Origin of the sequence: Amycolatopsis sulphurea (assembly GCF_002564045.1) — a bacterium.
Classification (GTDB): Bacteria; Actinomycetota; Actinomycetes; order Mycobacteriales; family Pseudonocardiaceae; genus Amycolatopsis; species Amycolatopsis sulphurea.
This window is the reverse complement of sequence record NZ_PDJK01000002.1, coordinates 4,363,723-4,378,731: the sequence shown is the minus strand read 5'-3', so window position 1 is coordinate 4,378,731 and position 15,009 is coordinate 4,363,723. Positions and strand designations below refer to the sequence as shown.

General features: G+C 71.2%; 13 protein-coding genes. 7 read left to right on the top strand and 6 right to left on the bottom strand.

Going from position 1 to position 15,009, the window contains the following annotated elements; genetic code table 11:
• Positions 1–186 precede the first annotated feature (186 nt).
• Entirely contained in the window at positions 187–939 is a 753-nt protein-coding gene (locus tag ATK36_RS26160; protein WP_098513915.1) for an SDR family oxidoreductase, read from the top strand.
• Here the strand turns inward: ATK36_RS26160 and ATK36_RS26155 are convergent.
• Positions 936–2,537, bottom strand: a complete 1,602-nt coding sequence (locus ATK36_RS26155; RefSeq protein WP_423682930.1) for an IS1634 family transposase — start codon at positions 2,535–2,537, stop codon at positions 936–938. The two genes, ATK36_RS26160 and ATK36_RS26155, sit on opposite strands and share 4 nt — an antisense overlap.
• 186 nt (positions 2,538–2,723) lie before the next feature.
• On the opposite strand from ATK36_RS26155, the gene ATK36_RS26150 reads away from it, so the two are divergent.
• Positions 2,724–5,279 (top strand): bifunctional FO biosynthesis protein CofGH, encoded by a 2,556-nt coding sequence (locus tag ATK36_RS26150; protein WP_387001808.1) that lies wholly within the window; start codon positions 2,724–2,726, stop codon positions 5,277–5,279.
• Positions 5,280–5,410: 131 nt separating this feature from the next.
• Here ATK36_RS26150 and ATK36_RS26145 read toward each other — a convergent pair whose 3' ends face one another.
• Together ATK36_RS26145 and ATK36_RS26140 are read right to left on the bottom strand one after the other, a co-directional pair.
• Positions 5,411–6,148: an SDR family oxidoreductase gene (locus ATK36_RS26145; protein ID WP_098513913.1), complete on the bottom strand. Its 738-nt coding sequence runs from the start codon at positions 6,146–6,148 to the stop codon at positions 5,411–5,413.
• 106 nt (positions 6,149–6,254) lie between these two features.
• Positions 6,255–6,572, bottom strand: a complete 318-nt coding sequence (locus ATK36_RS26140) for a sigma-70 family RNA polymerase sigma factor (RefSeq protein WP_098513912.1) — start codon at positions 6,570–6,572, stop codon at positions 6,255–6,257.
• 357 nt (positions 6,573–6,929) lie between these two features.
• Here ATK36_RS26140 and ATK36_RS26135 point away from each other — a divergent pair, with 357 nt between their 5' ends.
• From ATK36_RS26135 to ATK36_RS26125, 4 genes are all read left to right on the top strand, one after another.
• A complete protein-coding gene (locus tag ATK36_RS26135) occupies positions 6,930–8,468 on the top strand; it encodes a PucR family transcriptional regulator (protein ID WP_098513911.1) in 1,539 nt (512 codons plus the stop codon).
• A 126-nt stretch (positions 8,469–8,594) separates the two neighbouring features.
• The gene (locus tag ATK36_RS26130) at positions 8,595–9,857 is read left to right on the top strand and encodes an NAD(P)/FAD-dependent oxidoreductase (protein WP_098513910.1); all 1,263 of its coding nucleotides are present in this window, start codon (positions 8,595–8,597) and stop codon (positions 9,855–9,857) included.
• Complete coding sequence (locus ATK36_RS32510; RefSeq protein ID WP_170069908.1) at positions 9,854–10,024, top strand: hypothetical protein; 171 nt, start codon at positions 9,854–9,856, stop codon at positions 10,022–10,024. The genes ATK36_RS26130 and ATK36_RS32510 overlap by 4 nt, the downstream gene beginning before the upstream one ends.
• 94 nt (positions 10,025–10,118) lie before the next feature.
• A complete protein-coding gene (locus ATK36_RS26125; protein WP_098513909.1) occupies positions 10,119–10,658 on the top strand; it encodes a GreA/GreB family elongation factor in 540 nt (179 codons plus the stop codon).
• A 242-nt stretch (positions 10,659–10,900) separates the two neighbouring features.
• Here ATK36_RS26125 and lpdA read toward each other — a convergent pair whose 3' ends face one another.
• The 3 genes from lpdA to pip all read right to left on the bottom strand — a co-directional run bounded on the left by lpdA (position 10,901) and on the right by pip (position 14,276).
• Positions 10,901–12,286, bottom strand: a complete 1,386-nt coding sequence (lpdA, locus tag ATK36_RS26120; RefSeq protein ID WP_098513908.1) for a dihydrolipoyl dehydrogenase — start codon at positions 12,284–12,286, stop codon at positions 10,901–10,903.
• A 92-nt stretch (positions 12,287–12,378) separates the two neighbouring features.
• On the bottom strand, positions 12,379–13,170 hold the full coding sequence (locus ATK36_RS26115) for a lysophospholipid acyltransferase family protein (protein ID WP_098513907.1): 792 nt from the start codon (positions 13,168–13,170) through the stop codon (positions 12,379–12,381).
• A 143-nt stretch (positions 13,171–13,313) separates the two neighbouring features.
• Positions 13,314–14,276, bottom strand: coding sequence for a prolyl aminopeptidase (gene pip / locus ATK36_RS26110; protein WP_098515183.1), 963 nt, complete (start codon positions 14,274–14,276; stop codon positions 13,314–13,316).
• 48 nt (positions 14,277–14,324) lie between these two features.
• On the opposite strand from pip, the gene ATK36_RS26105 reads away from it, so the two are divergent.
• Positions 14,325–15,008: a response regulator transcription factor gene (locus tag ATK36_RS26105; protein WP_098513906.1), complete on the top strand. Its 684-nt coding sequence runs from the start codon at positions 14,325–14,327 to the stop codon at positions 15,006–15,008.
• Position 15,009 lies beyond the last annotated feature (1 nt).

Below are 15,009 nucleotides of genomic sequence, written 5' to 3'. Positions count from 1 at the left end.
CGGGGGTCCCTTAACCACATCACCGCAGGTCAACGTCGGAAAAGGCGGGACAGGGCGGGCCGGTGTCCGGGGCACTGCCTAACCTGGGCCGCGGCGGCCGGGACCGAAGTCGGGGCGCGGCCGGGGACTGGGCAGGTGGTCCGGCCGGGTGGCCGGGCCGGTGGAGGAAGAGCGGTGACTCATTCGATGAAGACCGTGTTCGTGACCGGGGCCAGTGCCGGATTCGGGGCGGCGATCGCGCGGCGATTCGTGGCCGAAGGAGACCGGGTCGTCGCGGCGGCGCGTAGCTCCGAGCGGCTCGCGGAGCTGGCCCGGGAACTGGGGGACGCCCTGTTGCCCCTCACCCTCGACGTGCGGGACCGGGAGTCGGTCGCCCGCGCCGTGGACGTGCTGCCCGGGGACTGGGCGAGCGTCGACGTGCTGGTCAACAACGCGGGGCTGGCCAAGGGGCTGGGGCCGGCGCAGGCGGCCGAGCTCGAGGACTGGGACCAGATGATCGAGACCAACGTGACCGGGCTCGTGCACCTCACTCGCGCGCTGCTGCCGGGGATGGTCGAGCGCGGGCGCGGTCACGTGATCAACATCGGGTCGATCGCCGGGACTTACCCCTACCCGGGTGGCAACGTCTACGGGGCGACCAAGGCGTTCGTGCACCAGTTCAGCCTCAACCTGCGCAGTGACCTGCACGGCACCGGCGTCCGGGTGACCAATGTCGAGCCGGGCATGGTCGGCGGGACCGAGTTCTCCACCGTCCGGTTCGACGGTGACCGGGACAAAGCGGACCGGTTTTACGCCGGCACCACCCCGCTGACCGCGGACGACGTCGCGGAGTCGGTGTACTGGGCGGCGAACCAGCCGGCGCACGTGAACATCAACGTGATCGAGCTGATGCCGGTCGTGCAGAGCTTCTCCGCGCTGCAGATCCACCGCGAGGGCTAGCGGGGCGCGAACCGGGCCAGGCCGAACAGCTCGAACAGCGCCTGCTGCCGAGGGGTGCGGTCGGAGAGGATCCGGCGGGCGCGCGGGCGCCCGCCGGTCGAGCGGTGCCGCAGCACCGTTTCGCCGATACCGCGCAGCTGGTCGAGCAGTTCGGCCACGGACAGGTTCATCCCGGCCCGGTCGGCCTCACGCCGCATCAGGTGGGTGACCGTGGCGGCGAGCACCGAGACCAGGGTGTGCACGGCGATCCGGTGCGGCGTCCACTGCCCGTAGCCGGCCGGGGCGACGCCGGTCAGCCAGCGGAAGGTCGATTCGAGGTGGGTGCGTGCGCGGGCGGCCGTCACCACCTCGGCCACCGGCCAGTCCCGGTCCGTGGCGAGGACCTGCTTGCCGAAGAACTCGTCGCCGAGCCGGGCGACGGCGGCTTCGTCGACCCGGTGGGACAGCCGGATCTCGCCGGGACGGGTGCCCTCCAGCGTGATGCCGAGCACCCGTTCCACCCGGCGGCCCCGGATGATCCGGGAGATTTCGGCGTGCACCTGCGTCCGGTCGCCGCGGTGGGTGCCCGCCGCCAGTGCCGCGGCGAGGCCATCGAGGTCGCGTACCGCGGTGCTCAGTTCGTCGGTGAACGCCCGGTGCTGCGCGGCGTGCAACGTCGCGGAGTGGGTGACGATGACGCGGCGGCGGACGCCGTCCACGGTCGCGCGGGTGTCCAGCGCGGTGAGGCCGGCGAACCGCTCCGGGTCCACCGGCCGGTACCCCGAATCGGTGCGGGCGCGTAGCTCCCGGTGGTCGGCCAGCGGGAGCGAGCCGACGAATCCGCTGCGCGCGCCGAGGTCCAGCTGCGCGGCCTGCCCGGCGTGGAAGACGAGCGTGACCTCGGCATCCGGGTAGCGCCCACCCAGCTCACCGGCCAGCGCGCCGAACGTGGGCGCCGAGTCGCGCCGGTACACGCGCGAAGCGAGCGGAATGGCGCCGTCTCGGGTGATGACCAGGCCGAGCCCGGCGAGGACGTCCTTGCCAGCCGACGACGTGCAATCCGCAGCGGTGAAGGCGGCGAACTGCGCCACGTCGACGGCGAGTGCTTCGGTGCCGTCGTCGCCGAGCAGCTCCCGGACGGCCTCGGCGACGGCCACTTCGACGTCGCTGATCCGCTCCTGGGTGAGCCGCCGGAGCGCGCGATGATGGCTAGCCGCGGTGATCGTGTCCTTCCGCGGGCGCGGGCGGATCAGATCCTGGGCGACGCAGCCGGACCACCACTGTTCGAGCTCGGTGCCCGGGGCGGTCGCCCGGTGCAGCACGGCCAGCGCGAGGTGGAACCCGAGCGTCGGCTTCGCTCGCTGGGCACCGGCCGCCTCGTCGACGCGGCGGATCAGTTCGAGCCGCTGCAACGTGCCCCATACCGCTGCGACATCGCCGAACGTCCGGTGCCGCGCGCCGGCCGCTTCGGCCGAGCCGCCGGCCATCGCCGTCGCGATGTCCTCGGCGGTGCCGAGGTAGCGCTGGCCGACCACGCGTGGTTTCCCGTTCACCCGCGCGGACTCGGCCAGGTAGTAGTAGACCCGGCCGCCGATTCGTTTCCCGATCACCGATGCCACTCTTTAGGTAATACCGGCGCCCGCGGTCCGTGGCAACCGGCACAGTGCGCTGACCTGCGTCAATGATCACCGGACTCGGATGGGTGAGCGCTGGGCGCGCGACGCACTGGCCGGTGGCCGCGGGCGAGTCCTAGCGTGGCGGGAATGGAACCCGACCCGGACTCCACCGCTCCGACCGCCTCCGCGATGCGCCGCGCGCTCGCTCGTGCGCGGGACGGGAAAACGCTCGACCTCGCCGAAACGACGGTGCTGCTGCACGCCCGTGGCGAAGACCTCGTGACCCTGTCCGAGCACGCCTCCCGGGTCCGGGACGCCGGGCTCGAGGAAGCCGGCCGTGCGGGCGTGATCACCTACAGCCGCAAGGTGTTCATCCCGCTGACCCGGTTGTGCCGTGACCGCTGCGGCTACTGCACGTTCGTGACCGTGCCGGGGCGGCTCGAATCCCCGTTCCTCTCCCCCGACGAGGTGCTCGACATCGCTCGCAAAGGAGCGGAGATGGGCTGCAAGGAGGCCCTGTTCACGCTCGGCGACCGGCCGGAGGACCGGTGGACGGCCGCCCGCGAATGGCTCGACGCGCACGGCTACGACGACACGCTCTCCTACGTCCGCGCGATGGCCATCCGGGTGCTGGAGGAGACCGGTCTGCTGCCGCATCTGAACCCGGGAGTGTTGTCCTGGCAGGATTTCCAGCGGCTCAAGCCGGTCGCGCCGTCGATGGGCATGATGCTGGAGACCACCGCGCGGCGGCTGTGGAGCGAGCAGGGCGGCCCGCATTACGGTTCGCCGGACAAGGATCCCGAGGTCCGGCTGCGCGTGCTCGACGACGCGGGGCGCAGTTCGGTGCCGTTCACCACCGGGGTGCTGATCGGCATCGGCGAGACGCACGCGGAACGTGCGGAGGCGCTGTTCGCCCTCCGCAGGACCGCCCGTGAGTACGGCGGGATCCAGGAAGTGATCGTGCAGAACTTCCGGGCCAAACCGGACACGAAGATGCGGGCGACCCCGGATGCCGATCTGGCCGAGCTGGCCGCGAACATCGCGGTGGCGCGGCTGGTCCTCGGGCCGCGGATGCGGATCCAGGCGCCGCCGAACCTGATCGGCGACCAGTACGACCTGATGATCCGCGCGGGCATCGACGACTGGGGCGGCGTTTCGCCGCTCACGCCGGACCACGTGAACCCGGAGCGGGCCTGGCCGCAGATCGACGAGCTGGCCCGCCAGACCGAAAAGGCCGGGTACGCGCTGAAGGAACGGCTGACCATCTACCCGGAGTACATCCGGCGCGGCGAGCCCTGGCTGGATCCGCGGATCACTCGGCACGTCGCCGCGCTGGTCGACGGGGAGACCGGGCTGGCCCGCGAAGGCGCTGTCCCAGTCGGTATCCCGTGGCAGGAGCCGGACGGCGGCTGGCAGGAGTCCGGCCGTACCGATCTGCACACCGAGATCGACACCACCGGCCGGACCGGCGACCGGCGTGGTGACTTCGATTCGGTCTACGGCGACTGGAACGAGCTGGCGGGCAAGATCAAGTCCGGCCCGCGGCGGTTCGACACCGACATCCGGGATGCCTTGCGCAGCGCGGAAAAGGACCCGGCCGGGCTGTCCGACGATGCGGCCCTGGCGTTGCTGCACGCCGACGGCCCGGAGCTGGAAGCGTTGACCGGGCTGGCCGATGACCTGCGTCGCGAGGTCAACGGCGAAGACGTGACGTTCGTGGTCACGCGGAACATCAACTTCACCAACGTCTGCTACACCGGCTGCCGGTTCTGCGCGTTCGCGCAGCGGCGCACCGACGCGGACGCGTTCACGCTGTCGCTGGAGCAGGTCGGCGATCGGGTGGACGAGGCGTGGGCCGCGGGCGCGACCGAGATCTGCATGCAGGGCGGGATCCACCCGGATCTGCCCGGTACCGCGTACTTCGACCTGGCGGCCGAGGTGAAACGACGGCAGCCGGACATCCACCTGCACTCGTTCAGCCCGATGGAGGTGGTGAACGGCGCCTCGCGGACGAATCTGTCCATTCGCGACTGGCTGGTGCGGGCGAAGGAGTCCGGAGTGGACTCGCTGCCGGGCACCGCGGCGGAGATCCTCGACGACGACGTGCGGTGGGTGCTCACCAAGGGCAAGCTGCCCACCTCGGCGTGGATCGAAGTGGTCACCACCGCGCACGAGATCGGGCTGCCGACCACGTCCACCATGATGTACGGGCATGTGGACAATCCGGCGCACTGGGTCGGGCACCTGAAGCTGCTCGCGCGGCTGCAGCGGGAAGGCCTGGAGCGGCACGGAAAACGCGGCTTCAGCGAGTTCGTGCTGCTGCCGTTCATTCACCAGAACGCACCGATCTATCTGGCCGGGCTGGCGCGGGCGGGCGCGACGATGCGGGAGAACCGCGCTGTGCACGCGCTGGCGCGGCTACTGCTGCACGGCACGATCGACAACATCCAGAGTTCCTGGGTGAAGCTCGGCGAGGAGGGCAGCCGGGCGGTGCTGCAGGGCGGCGTCAACGACATCGGCGGCACGCTGATGGAGGAGACGATCAGCCGGATGGCGGGCGCGGCGAACGGTTCGTACAAGACGATCAGTGACATGCGGGCGATGGTCGAGCCGCTCGGCCGTCCGCTGCGGCAGCGCACGACGTCCTACGGCACGCCGTCGGACGAGCGGGTCGCGGCCGCGGCGGCGTCGGACGGGGTGGCGACTGCGGTGCGGAAGCCGCTGCTGCCGTTGCTCGCGCCCTGAGGCGGCGGGACGCTGCTCGATGGCGGTTCCAGCGCGGGTTCCTTCGTGGAGGTTCGTCCAGCAGCGGAAACGTTCGCGGTCACGGTGTCTTCGCGGCACCAGGCACCGTGACCCCCCGCGTCGCCCCCAGGTCAGCCCCGGCCGATGAACCGCATCGTGGTCGCCGTGATGGTGAGGAACTGGACGTTCGCGTCCAGCGGGAGCCCGGCCATGTACAGCACGGCGTCCGCGACGTGGCCGGGGTCGAAGGTCGGCTCCGCGATCACCCGGCCGTCCGGCTGGGGGACGCCCTCGGCCATCCGCTCGGTCATCTCGGTGGCCGCGTTGCCGATGTCGATCTGTCCACATGCGACATTCCAGGCGCGGCCGTCGAGCGAGATCGAGCGGGTGAGCCCGGTGACGGCGTGCTTGGTCGCGGTGTAGGCGACGCCGGCCGGGCGCGGGACGTGCGAGGAGACAGAGCCGTTGTTGATGATCCGCCCACCGCACGGGTCCTGCTCGCGCATCAGGCGTACGGCCTGTTGCGCGCACAGGAACATGCCGGTGAGGTTGGTGTCCACGGTGCGGCGCCAGTCCGCCACGGACAGGTCGGCGACCGTGCCGCCGAGTGAGATGCCGGCGTTGTTCACCAGCAGGTCCAGCCGTCCCCAGGCGGAGCGGACCGTGGTGAAGAGCGCGGCCACGGATTCCGGGTCGGCGACGTCGGTGGGCACCACCAGCGCGTGCGGCTCGTCGCCGGCGGTCTCGGCGAGCGCGTCCGCGCGCCGCCCCGCCAGAGCGACCCGGTAGCCGGCGGTGAGCAGAGCGCGGGCGATACACCGTCCGAGCCCGGACCCCGCGCCGGTGACGACTGCGGTGTCGGCTGTCAAGGCACCCTCCTCGCTCGCCGGTGACCCTACCCGGCGGCTCCCGAGCGTGGCGCTGTGAAGGGGCCCTTCACGGACTCAGAGTCCGTGAAGGGCCCCTTCACAGCCTTCAAGGCTGAGCGCGCTGCTGGGCCAGGTTCACGGTCACCGCGCGGCTGAGCATGCCGAGGAACCGCCGCTGCGCGTGCTCCGGATGCTGCAGCTCGCGCCAGGTCGCGCAGAAGACCTCTATCGTCCGGCGCTCGGCTTCGGCGGGATCACCCACGCGGCGGCGGATCAGGCAGAAGATCACCCCGCAGTAGCGGTGCACCAGCTCACCGAACGCGTCCACGTCGCCGGTGCGGGCGCAATCCGCCAGCCGCCGGTCCTCGATCTCCGCCGAACACCGCGCCCGCGGGACGAGAACTGTTCTGCTTTCGAGGCGCACGTCGAATCACCGATCCTCGTGATATCGCTTCGGATTCATCCGATGAACGCGAACCGAAACGCCATCCCCGCGGCGGCCGGGCGCCCCGGACGGGAACCGCTGCCACGGGTTCCGGCCGTTCACGACGCAGCCTCCCTCGCTGCCCCAGCCTTCCGGCCGGAGCCGGATTCCGCAACGGGATCTCCTCGGCGGAGTGACGCTCACCCGGGGGAGCCGAAGCCCGGGATCGCCGATCGGCGGATGCCCGATCGATACGGAATGATTCCGGATCGCGGAAGTCGTTCCGGCTGGAAACGACGAACCCGGGGCGAACCGGTCCAGGAGCGACCCGGGCACCCCTTCGGGTATGAACTGGGCATGGTCACGCTGGATCGGCTCGTCAACGTCCTCGGTGGGTACGGCGCGTGGTTGTGCTGCTGCCCGGTCTCGCGGGAAGTGGCGTTGCGCGACGTGGTGATGGACGATCCCGCTGATCCGCGGCGGTCGCGGGGCGACGTCTACCTCGCGGTGGGGGCAGAGTCGGTGCTCGAAGCCGTCGAGCGGGCGGCTGCGGCGAGGGCGTCGGTCGTACTGGTGCGTGGGTCGGCGCCGCCCGGGCCGGACGCGGTGGAGCGGGCCGAGGACGGCCTGGTCGCGGTGCTGCTGGTGGATCCGGAAGTGTCGTGGGGACAGCTCGCCGGGGTGGTCTACGGACTGGTGCTCGAAGGGCGCGAGACGGAATCCGGCCGTGGCCCGACCGACCTGTTCGCGCTGGCCGACAGCCTGGCCGACGCGCTGGGCAGCGCGGTCACCATCGAGGACCAGCTTTCCCGCGTGCTCGCGTATTCCAGCCGTCAGCAGGGCGCGGACCGGGTGCGGCTGGAGACGATCCTGGGCAGGCGGGTGCCGGAGCCGGCCCGGGAGTTGTTCGAGCGGCGTGGCGTGTTCGCGCACCTCGCCGAGTCCGACGAACCGCTGTTCGTCGAGGCCGCGCCCGAGCACGGGCTGACCGGGCGGATGGTCGTCGCGGTCCGGGCCGGGCACCAGACGCTCGGCTCGATCTGGGCGGAGTGCCCGGCCCCGCTGTCAGAGGTGCGGAGCGCGGTCCTGCACGACAGTTCCCGCACGGTCGGGCTGCACCTGCTGCGCTCGCGGGCGAGCGCCGACCTCGAACGGCAGGTCGAGTCGGACCTGGTGATCAGGCTGCTGGAAGGCACCCCGGACGCGGCGGCGGTGCTGAGCAGGCTCGGCCTGCCGCCGGGGCGGTTCCGGGTGCTCGCGCTCCAAGCACACATCGCGCAGGAGCGGCACGCCGCGCTGTTGCTCGCCTTCGAACGCGCGACCACCGGGTTCGGCTGGTCGCGGCCGGGCCGGAGCACGCTGTTCAGCAACACCGTCTACACCATCCTGCCCGGCGAGGACGTGGCGATCGCCCGTGCGTGGCTCGACGGCATCCGGGCCGCGCTGCCCGCGCAGGTCACCGTCGCGGCCGGGATCGGCGGGGCCGCCACGACCGCGGAACTGCCGGCCAGCCGCCGGGAATCCGACGAATGCCTCGCGCTGCACGACATTCGCCCGGAGCCGGGCGCGACCCTCGCCTACGACGAGTCCTGGGACGACATCCTGATCCTGCGGCTGCGTGCCGCCGCGGCCGCGGGCCGGGCCCCGGCCCGCGGGCCGATCGCCGACCTCGCCCGGCACGACGCGGCGAACGCCACCAGCTACGTCGCGACGCTGCGCGCGTGGCTGGAAACCCAGGGCGAGCTGACCGAGGCCGCGGAACGGCTGGGTGTGCATCCGAACACGGTCCGTTACCGGTTGCGGAAGATGGCCGCGGTGACCCCGTTGCGGCTCGACCTGCCTGCCAAACGGCTGGCGATGATCATCGAATTGGCCGTCGCCGACCCGCGGGGTTGACCGAACCGCACAAAACCAGGCCGCCGGATTGGCCGGATCCGACAACGCATGCCCGCCGGATCCGGGTCATCCTGACCGCATCGGCGGTACGCCGGTACGGCAGCACAGCTTGGCGGAGGAAGACGGATGGGCGCTCACGACCAGATGAACGGCGGACCACGCTCGGTGATCGTGGTCGGTGCAGGCATCGTCGGCCTGTCGACCGCGTGGTTCCTGCAGGAACGCGGCGTGCGGGTGACCGTGGTCGACCGTACGGGCATCGCGGCGGGCTCGTCGTGGGGCAACGCCGGCTGGCTCTCCCCTGGGCTCGCGATCCCGCTCAACGAACCCGCCGTGCTCCGCTATGGGTTGCGCAGCCTGTTCGACCGGCAGGCGCCACTGCACGTCCCGGCGAGCCCGGACCCGCGGTTGTGGCAGTTCCTCGCCCGGTTCGCGGCCAACTGCACCCCGAGGTCGTGGACCCGGGCGGTGCGCGCCAACCTGCCGTTCAACGAAAAGTGCCTCGAAGCATTCGACGTGCTGACCGAGCACGGGGTGGACGCGCCGACCATCGACGCGCCGATCACCGCGCTGTTCGAGAACGCCGCGCAGGCCGGGACGCTCGTCGCGGAGCTGGACCGGCTCGGCGACGCCGGGCAGAAGGTGTGCTGGACCCGGTTCGACGGCCCGGCGCTGCGCGAGCACTTCCCACAGGTCACCGAGCGGATCCAGGCCGGTATCCGGATCGACGGCCAGCGGTACGTCGATCCCGGGCGGTTCGTCGAGTCCCTGGCCCGTGCGGTGGTCGGCCGCGGCGGGACTATCCGTCACCGCTTCGAGGTCACTGCGCTTCGCCAGCACGGGCACGCGTACACCGTGCAGTCCGCGAGCGGGCGGACTGTCAGCGCCAACGCCGTCGTACTCGCCACAGGCGCGTGGCTGGGCGAGCTGGCCGGCAAGTGGGGCGTACAGGTGCCGGTGCGCTCCGGGCGTGGGTACTCCTTCGCGGTACCGACCGACGAGCCAGTACCCGGCCCGATGTACCTGCCGGGCATCCGGGTGGCGTGTACGCCGTACCAGGGCAAGCTGCGCGTGGCCGGGACGATGGAGTTCCGCAAGCCCGGCGACCCGCTCTACCCGGCGCGAGTGGACGCGATCATCGCTTCGGCACGGCCGCTGCTGAAGGGCCTGGACTGGTCGCAGCGCACCGACACCTGGGTCGGCTCTCGCCCGGTCAGCGCGGACGGGCGGCCGGTGATCGGCGCGACGGACGCGGACGGGCTGTACGTCGCAGGCGGGCACGGCATGTGGGGCCTGACGCACGGCGCCGTGACCGGGCAGCTGCTCGCCGAGCAGATCACCACCGGCAGGCAGCCCGCGGCCCTGCGCCCGTTCGACCCCCTGCGATGACGCGGCCCACCGACCGGCCGGTGCTGACCGGCGACGAACAGGCCGAACTGATCTTCTTGCGCGCGGAGAACACCTTGCTGCGCATCGAAAGGGACATCCTGATGAAAGCCGCGAGCGGCTTCGCCGCCGAAGCCGGCGCGCTCGTGCACAAGCCCGAGCCTCGCTGAGGCTCTTCCGCAAGTCCGTGGGGGCCGGGCCATCCCCGCCCCCACGGACGACCATGTGTCCCCGAAAGGCCATGTGTCTCCGAAAGGCATTGCCATGACGTTGACTCCTTCGCCGCACTGGCTGACGTCGGAAGCCCACGCCCGTCTCGTCGCGGAACTCGCCGAACTGCACCGCGAACGCACACCCAACGGGGAGCCGGATCAGCTGGTGCACGACCGGCACCGGCAGAAGCGGATCCGCGAGCTGGAAGGCCTGCTGCAGCACGCCGTCGTCGGCCAGGACCCGCCCGACGACGGCATCGCCGAGCCCGGCATGGTCCTCACCCTCGGCTACGACGACGGCGCGACCGAGGTCGTGCTGCTCGGCGCTCGGGCGGTCGATGATCTTGAGGTCTGCTCGCCGGACTCACCGCTGGGGCAGGCTTTGCACGGCGCGAAACCGGGGGAACAGCGGGAGTATCCGGTTCCGAGCGGGGCGGTGGTGCGGGTGACGCTGGTCGATGCTTGCCCGTATGGTCACTATCGGAAGGGCCGGTGCGAGTGGTTGGTCCATAGTGGACTGAAATTCGGTGCCGGTGGTCAGCTGAAGTGGACTTCTTGTCGGCGGACAGGGCGTTCTCCGGCCGCAGCCTGATGGACTGGATGGTCAGCTTTTCCAGCTGATCTCGCGATACCCAGGCCGCCTCTTTGCTTTCCACGCTCTTACGTGGTGTGCCACCTGCATAACTCGCCCGAAAACAGATCGAGAACTCCTGCCGCACCTCGCCATCGCCGTAGGCGATAACGTGGCCGGGATTCGAGTACGGCTTCGAAGCACGGGACGGCCCGAACCCCTGCTCTGACCCGCGAACCCCGCGGGCCAGAGCAGGCTCCCCCTCAGAAGTTGATCATATGCCCGGCCAGCCCGTGCACGGCTTCCTTCACCGCTTCACCCAGGGTCGGGTGCGCGTGCACGTTGCGCGCCACCTCGTGCACGGTCAAGTCCCATTGCTGGGCCAGGGTCAGCTCCGGGAGCAGCTCGGTCACGTCCGGGCCGATCAGGTGCGCGCCGAGCAGTTCGCCGTATTTCGCGTCGCTGAGGATCTTCACGAAGCCGGCGGCGTCGCCGAGGCCGTGGGCCTTTCCGTTGGCGGTGAAGGGGAACTTCGCCACCTGCACGTCGTAGCCCTGGTCACGGGCCTGCTGCTCGGTCCAGCCGAAGCTGGCGATCTGCGGCTGACAGTAGGTGGCCCGCGGGATCATCACGAAGTCCAGTTCCATGGTCTCCGTACCGGCGATAGTCTCGGCGGCCACGACGCCCATCGACTCCGAAGCATGGGCGAGCATCAGTTTCGCGGTCACGTCGCCGATCGCGAAGATGTGCGGGACGTTCGTGCGGCCCCGGCCGTCGACTGCGATCGCACCTCGGTCGGTGAGGGCGACGCCGGTGTTCTCCAGGCCGTAGCCTGCGACGTTGGGCTGGAAACCGATGGCCTGCAGGACGCGGTCGGCCTCCAGCACCTGCTGGGCGCCGTCCTTCGAGACGGTGACGGCGACCTTGGGCCCGGCATCGTCGATCGCCTCGACGCGGGTGCCGGTGAGCACCTCGATGCCGAGTTTGCGGTACCGCTTGGCCAGCTCCGCCGACACCTCGGCGTCCTCCAGCGGGACCATCCGGTCGAGGAATTCCACAATGGTCACGTCCACGCCGTAATTGCGCAGCACGTAAGCGAATTCGACACCGATCGCGCCGGCCCCGGCGATCACGATGCTTCCCGGCACCTCGCTCTCCATGATCTGCTGCTCGTAGGTGACCACGCGCGCGCTGCGCCGGGTCCCGGGCAGCAGCCGCGCGGTGGCACCGGTCGCGATCACGCAGTGGCCGAAGGTGATCCGCTCGCCGCCAACGTCGAGCGTGTGGTCGTCGACGAAGGTGCCGTGACCCTGGTATTCGGTGATCTTGTTCTTCTTCATCAGGAAATGCACGCCCTTGACGCGACCGTCGGCGACCTTGCGGCTGCGCTCGTGGGCGGCCGCGTAGTCGAAACGGATCTCCCCGTCCGAAGAAATGCCGTAGGTGGCGGCCTCATCCCGCACGGTGTGCGCCAGCTCGGCGTTGCGCAGCAGCGCCTTCGAGGGAATGCACCCGACGTTGAGGCATACCCCGCCCCAGTATTTCTCCTCCACCACGGCCGCGCTCAAACCGAGCTGGGACGCCCGGATCGCCGCCACGTACCCACCGACCCCGGCACCGAGGACCACCACGTCATAGTGTGCGCTCATAGCCTCGAAGCTACCCGGCGAAGCCGATCAGCGCGGTGCCGCGGCCGAGAAGCGACAGTGGCGTTCGGCACCCGGACAGACCGGTCGCGCCGTCAGGCTTCCCGGGGCGCCGAAGGCGGCTGCTCACCGCGGATTTCGCCGAGCAGCGCCGTAACCGCGGCCATGATCCGGGTGGTCGCCTCGGCCAGCACGGCGCGGGTCGGCTCGCGGCCGGTCAGATCGGACAGGTCCACCGGCGGCCCGGCGAGCAGCTGCACGGTGCGCCGTGGCGCCATGCGCGGGAACCAGGCGCCCGCGGGCAGCAGGTCGTGCGTGCCCCAGTTCGCGACCGGGATCACCGGTGCGCCGGTGGCGAGCGCGATCCGGGCGGCGCCGGTCTTGCCCTTCATCGGCCAGCCGGCCGGATCGGCGGAGAAGGTGGCCTCCGGGAAGATCGTGACGCATTCGCCCCCGCGGACCGCGGCGACGGCGTCGCGGTAGGCGTCGGCGGCGGTGGCCGCGCCGCGGTGCACCGGGATGTGCCGTCCCGAGCGCATCACCGAGCCGATCACCGGCGCCCGCCACAGGCTCGCTTTGGCCAAGTAGCGCGGAACCCGGCCGGCTCCGAGACAGAACGCGGTGAGGGTGGCCGAATCGGCGAACGACAGGTGGTTCGAGACCACCACCGCGCCACCGGAGGACGGCAGGTGCCGGGCGCCGCGCACGCGGAACCGGGTGCCCAGGGTGAGCAGCTGCCACACGAACTCGATCGCGAAGTGATACCAGGCACCGCGGCCGTGGCGGGCGAACCTCCGGCCGTAGGCCTGCATCCGGCCGAAGCCGAGCAACTCCCCTTCGAGCGGGGTCCAGCGGTCTCGGGTGCGCAGCAGTGCCATGACCCTCATTCGTAGCCGACCCGCCCCTGGTTCGGTGCTCCGCCACGCCTTCCCGCGGCACGAATCACACCCGGGCGAAAGGCTGTGAAGGCCACCTTCACGGACGCTGAGACCGTGAAGGGACCCTTCACAGCCCTGGGACGGCGCGGCGATCAGGCGCGGGCGAACCGGTCGGTGGTGCCGATCAGTTCGTGCAGGATGCCGGGCTCGTCGAAGGCGTGGCCGGCATCGCCGATCAGGTACAGTTCCGCGCTGGGCAGGACCTGGGCCAGCTCCCAGGCGGTGGTGGGCGGGGTGACCACGTCGTAGCGGCCCTGGACCAGCACGCACGGGATGCCCGCCAGCTTGCCCGCCTCGCGCAGCAGCTGGTCCTCGGCGAGCCAGCCGCCGTGGCGGAAGTAGTGGTTCTCGATCCGGGCGATGGCCAGCGCGAACTCCGGTTCGGCGAACGCCTCGACCACGCCGGCGTGCGGGGTGAACTTCACCGTCTCGCCCTCCCACCGGCTCCACGCCTGCGCGGCGGGCCGGTGCACGTCGGGGTCCGGGTGGTGCAGCAGCTCGTGGTAGACCTCGATCAGGTCCGCCCCGCGGCTGGCATAGGGCACCGGGGCCAGGAACCGCGACCAGGCCTCCGGGAACAGGCAGGCCGCGCCGCCACCGTAGAGCCACTGCACCTCCTTGCGCCGCAACGTCGCTACGCCGCGCAGCACCAGCTCACTCACCCGATCCGGATACATCTCGGCGTACGCCAGCGCGAGCACGCAGCCCCACGAGCCACCGAGCATCTGCCACTTCTCGATCCCCCGCGCCTCGCGGAGCCGTTCCAGGTCGGCCACCAGGTGCCAGGTGGTGTTCACCGCCAGGTCGGCCTCCGGCGTGCTGCCGTGCGGGGTGCTGCGCCCACAGCCGCGTTGGTCGAACAGCACGATCCGGTAGCGCCGCGGATCGAACAGCCGCCGGTGCCGTGGGAGGGTCCCGCCGCCGGGCCCGCCGTGCAGGAACACCACCGGCTTGCCATCGGGATTGCCGCATTCCTCCCAATACAGCGCGTTACCGTCACCGACCGGCAGCATCCCGTGGTCATAGGGCTCGATTTCCGGGTACAGAACGCGCATGTCCGCCACTATGCCCGAGGGGCGACTGCGGTTGGTTACGCTTCGGGCGTGGCCAAGGTGCTGGTGGTGGAAGACGACCCAGCCATTGGCACCGTGCTCGAATCCGCGCTGCGCACGCACGGTCACGAGGTGCACTGGTGCCGGGACGGGCGCGGGGCGCTGCGGGCGGGGCCGGTCGAGCTCGTCCTGCTCGATCTGGGCCTGCCCGACCTCGACGGCATCGAGGTCTGCCGCAGGCTGCGCGCCACGATGCCGTCGGCGGTGCTGGTCATCCTGACCGCGCGGGCGGACGAGATGGACGTGGTCGTCGGGCTCGAATCCGGCGCGGACGACTACCTGACGAAACCCATCCGGCTGACCGAGCTGCTCGCGCGGGTGCGTGCGCATCTGCGCCGCGGTGCCCCGGCGCCGCCGTCCGCACCGGTGCTCACCATCGGCGCGCTCGTGGTGGACGTCGCCGGGCGGCGGGTCGCCCTCGGCGGCCGGGAGGTGCCGTTGCGGGCGCGGGAGTTCGACCTGCTCGCGCGGCTCGCCGGGCAGCCGGGGGTGGCGGTCAGCCGGGACACGCTGATGGCCGAGGTGTGGGACGCGCACTGGCACGGTTCGACCAAGACGCTGGACGTGCACATCGCGGCGGTGCGCCGCAAGCTCGCCGCGGCGGCCGGCACGCCCGGCGAGGTGCCGCGGATCGCGACGCTGCGTGGGCATGGGTACCGCCTAGAGGAGGCCTGAT

What these genes read in the sequence shown, in the direction of transcription:
- ATK36_RS26160 (WP_098513915.1), top strand. Translation starts at nt 187, where the DNA reads ATGAAGACCGTGTTCGTGACCGGGGCCAGTGCCGGATTCGGGGCGGCG.
- pip (WP_098515183.1), bottom strand. Translation starts at nt 14,276, where the DNA reads ATGCGCGTTCTGTACCCGGAAATCGAGCCCTATGACCACGGGATGCTG.
- ATK36_RS26150 (WP_387001808.1), top strand. Translation starts at nt 2,724, where the DNA reads ATGCGCCGCGCGCTCGCTCGTGCGCGGGACGGGAAAACGCTCGACCTC.
- ATK36_RS26130 (WP_098513910.1), top strand. Translation starts at nt 8,595, where the DNA reads ATGGGCGCTCACGACCAGATGAACGGCGGACCACGCTCGGTGATCGTG.
- ATK36_RS26125 (WP_098513909.1), top strand. Translation starts at nt 10,119, where the DNA reads ATGACGTTGACTCCTTCGCCGCACTGGCTGACGTCGGAAGCCCACGCC.
- ATK36_RS26135 (WP_098513911.1), top strand. Translation starts at nt 6,930, where the DNA reads ATGGTCACGCTGGATCGGCTCGTCAACGTCCTCGGTGGGTACGGCGCG.
- lpdA (WP_098513908.1), bottom strand. Translation starts at nt 12,286, where the DNA reads ATGAGCGCACACTATGACGTGGTGGTCCTCGGTGCCGGGGTCGGTGGG.
- ATK36_RS32510 (WP_170069908.1), top strand. Translation starts at nt 9,854, where the DNA reads ATGACGCGGCCCACCGACCGGCCGGTGCTGACCGGCGACGAACAGGCC.
- ATK36_RS26115 (WP_098513907.1), bottom strand. Translation starts at nt 13,170, where the DNA reads ATGAGGGTCATGGCACTGCTGCGCACCCGAGACCGCTGGACCCCGCTC.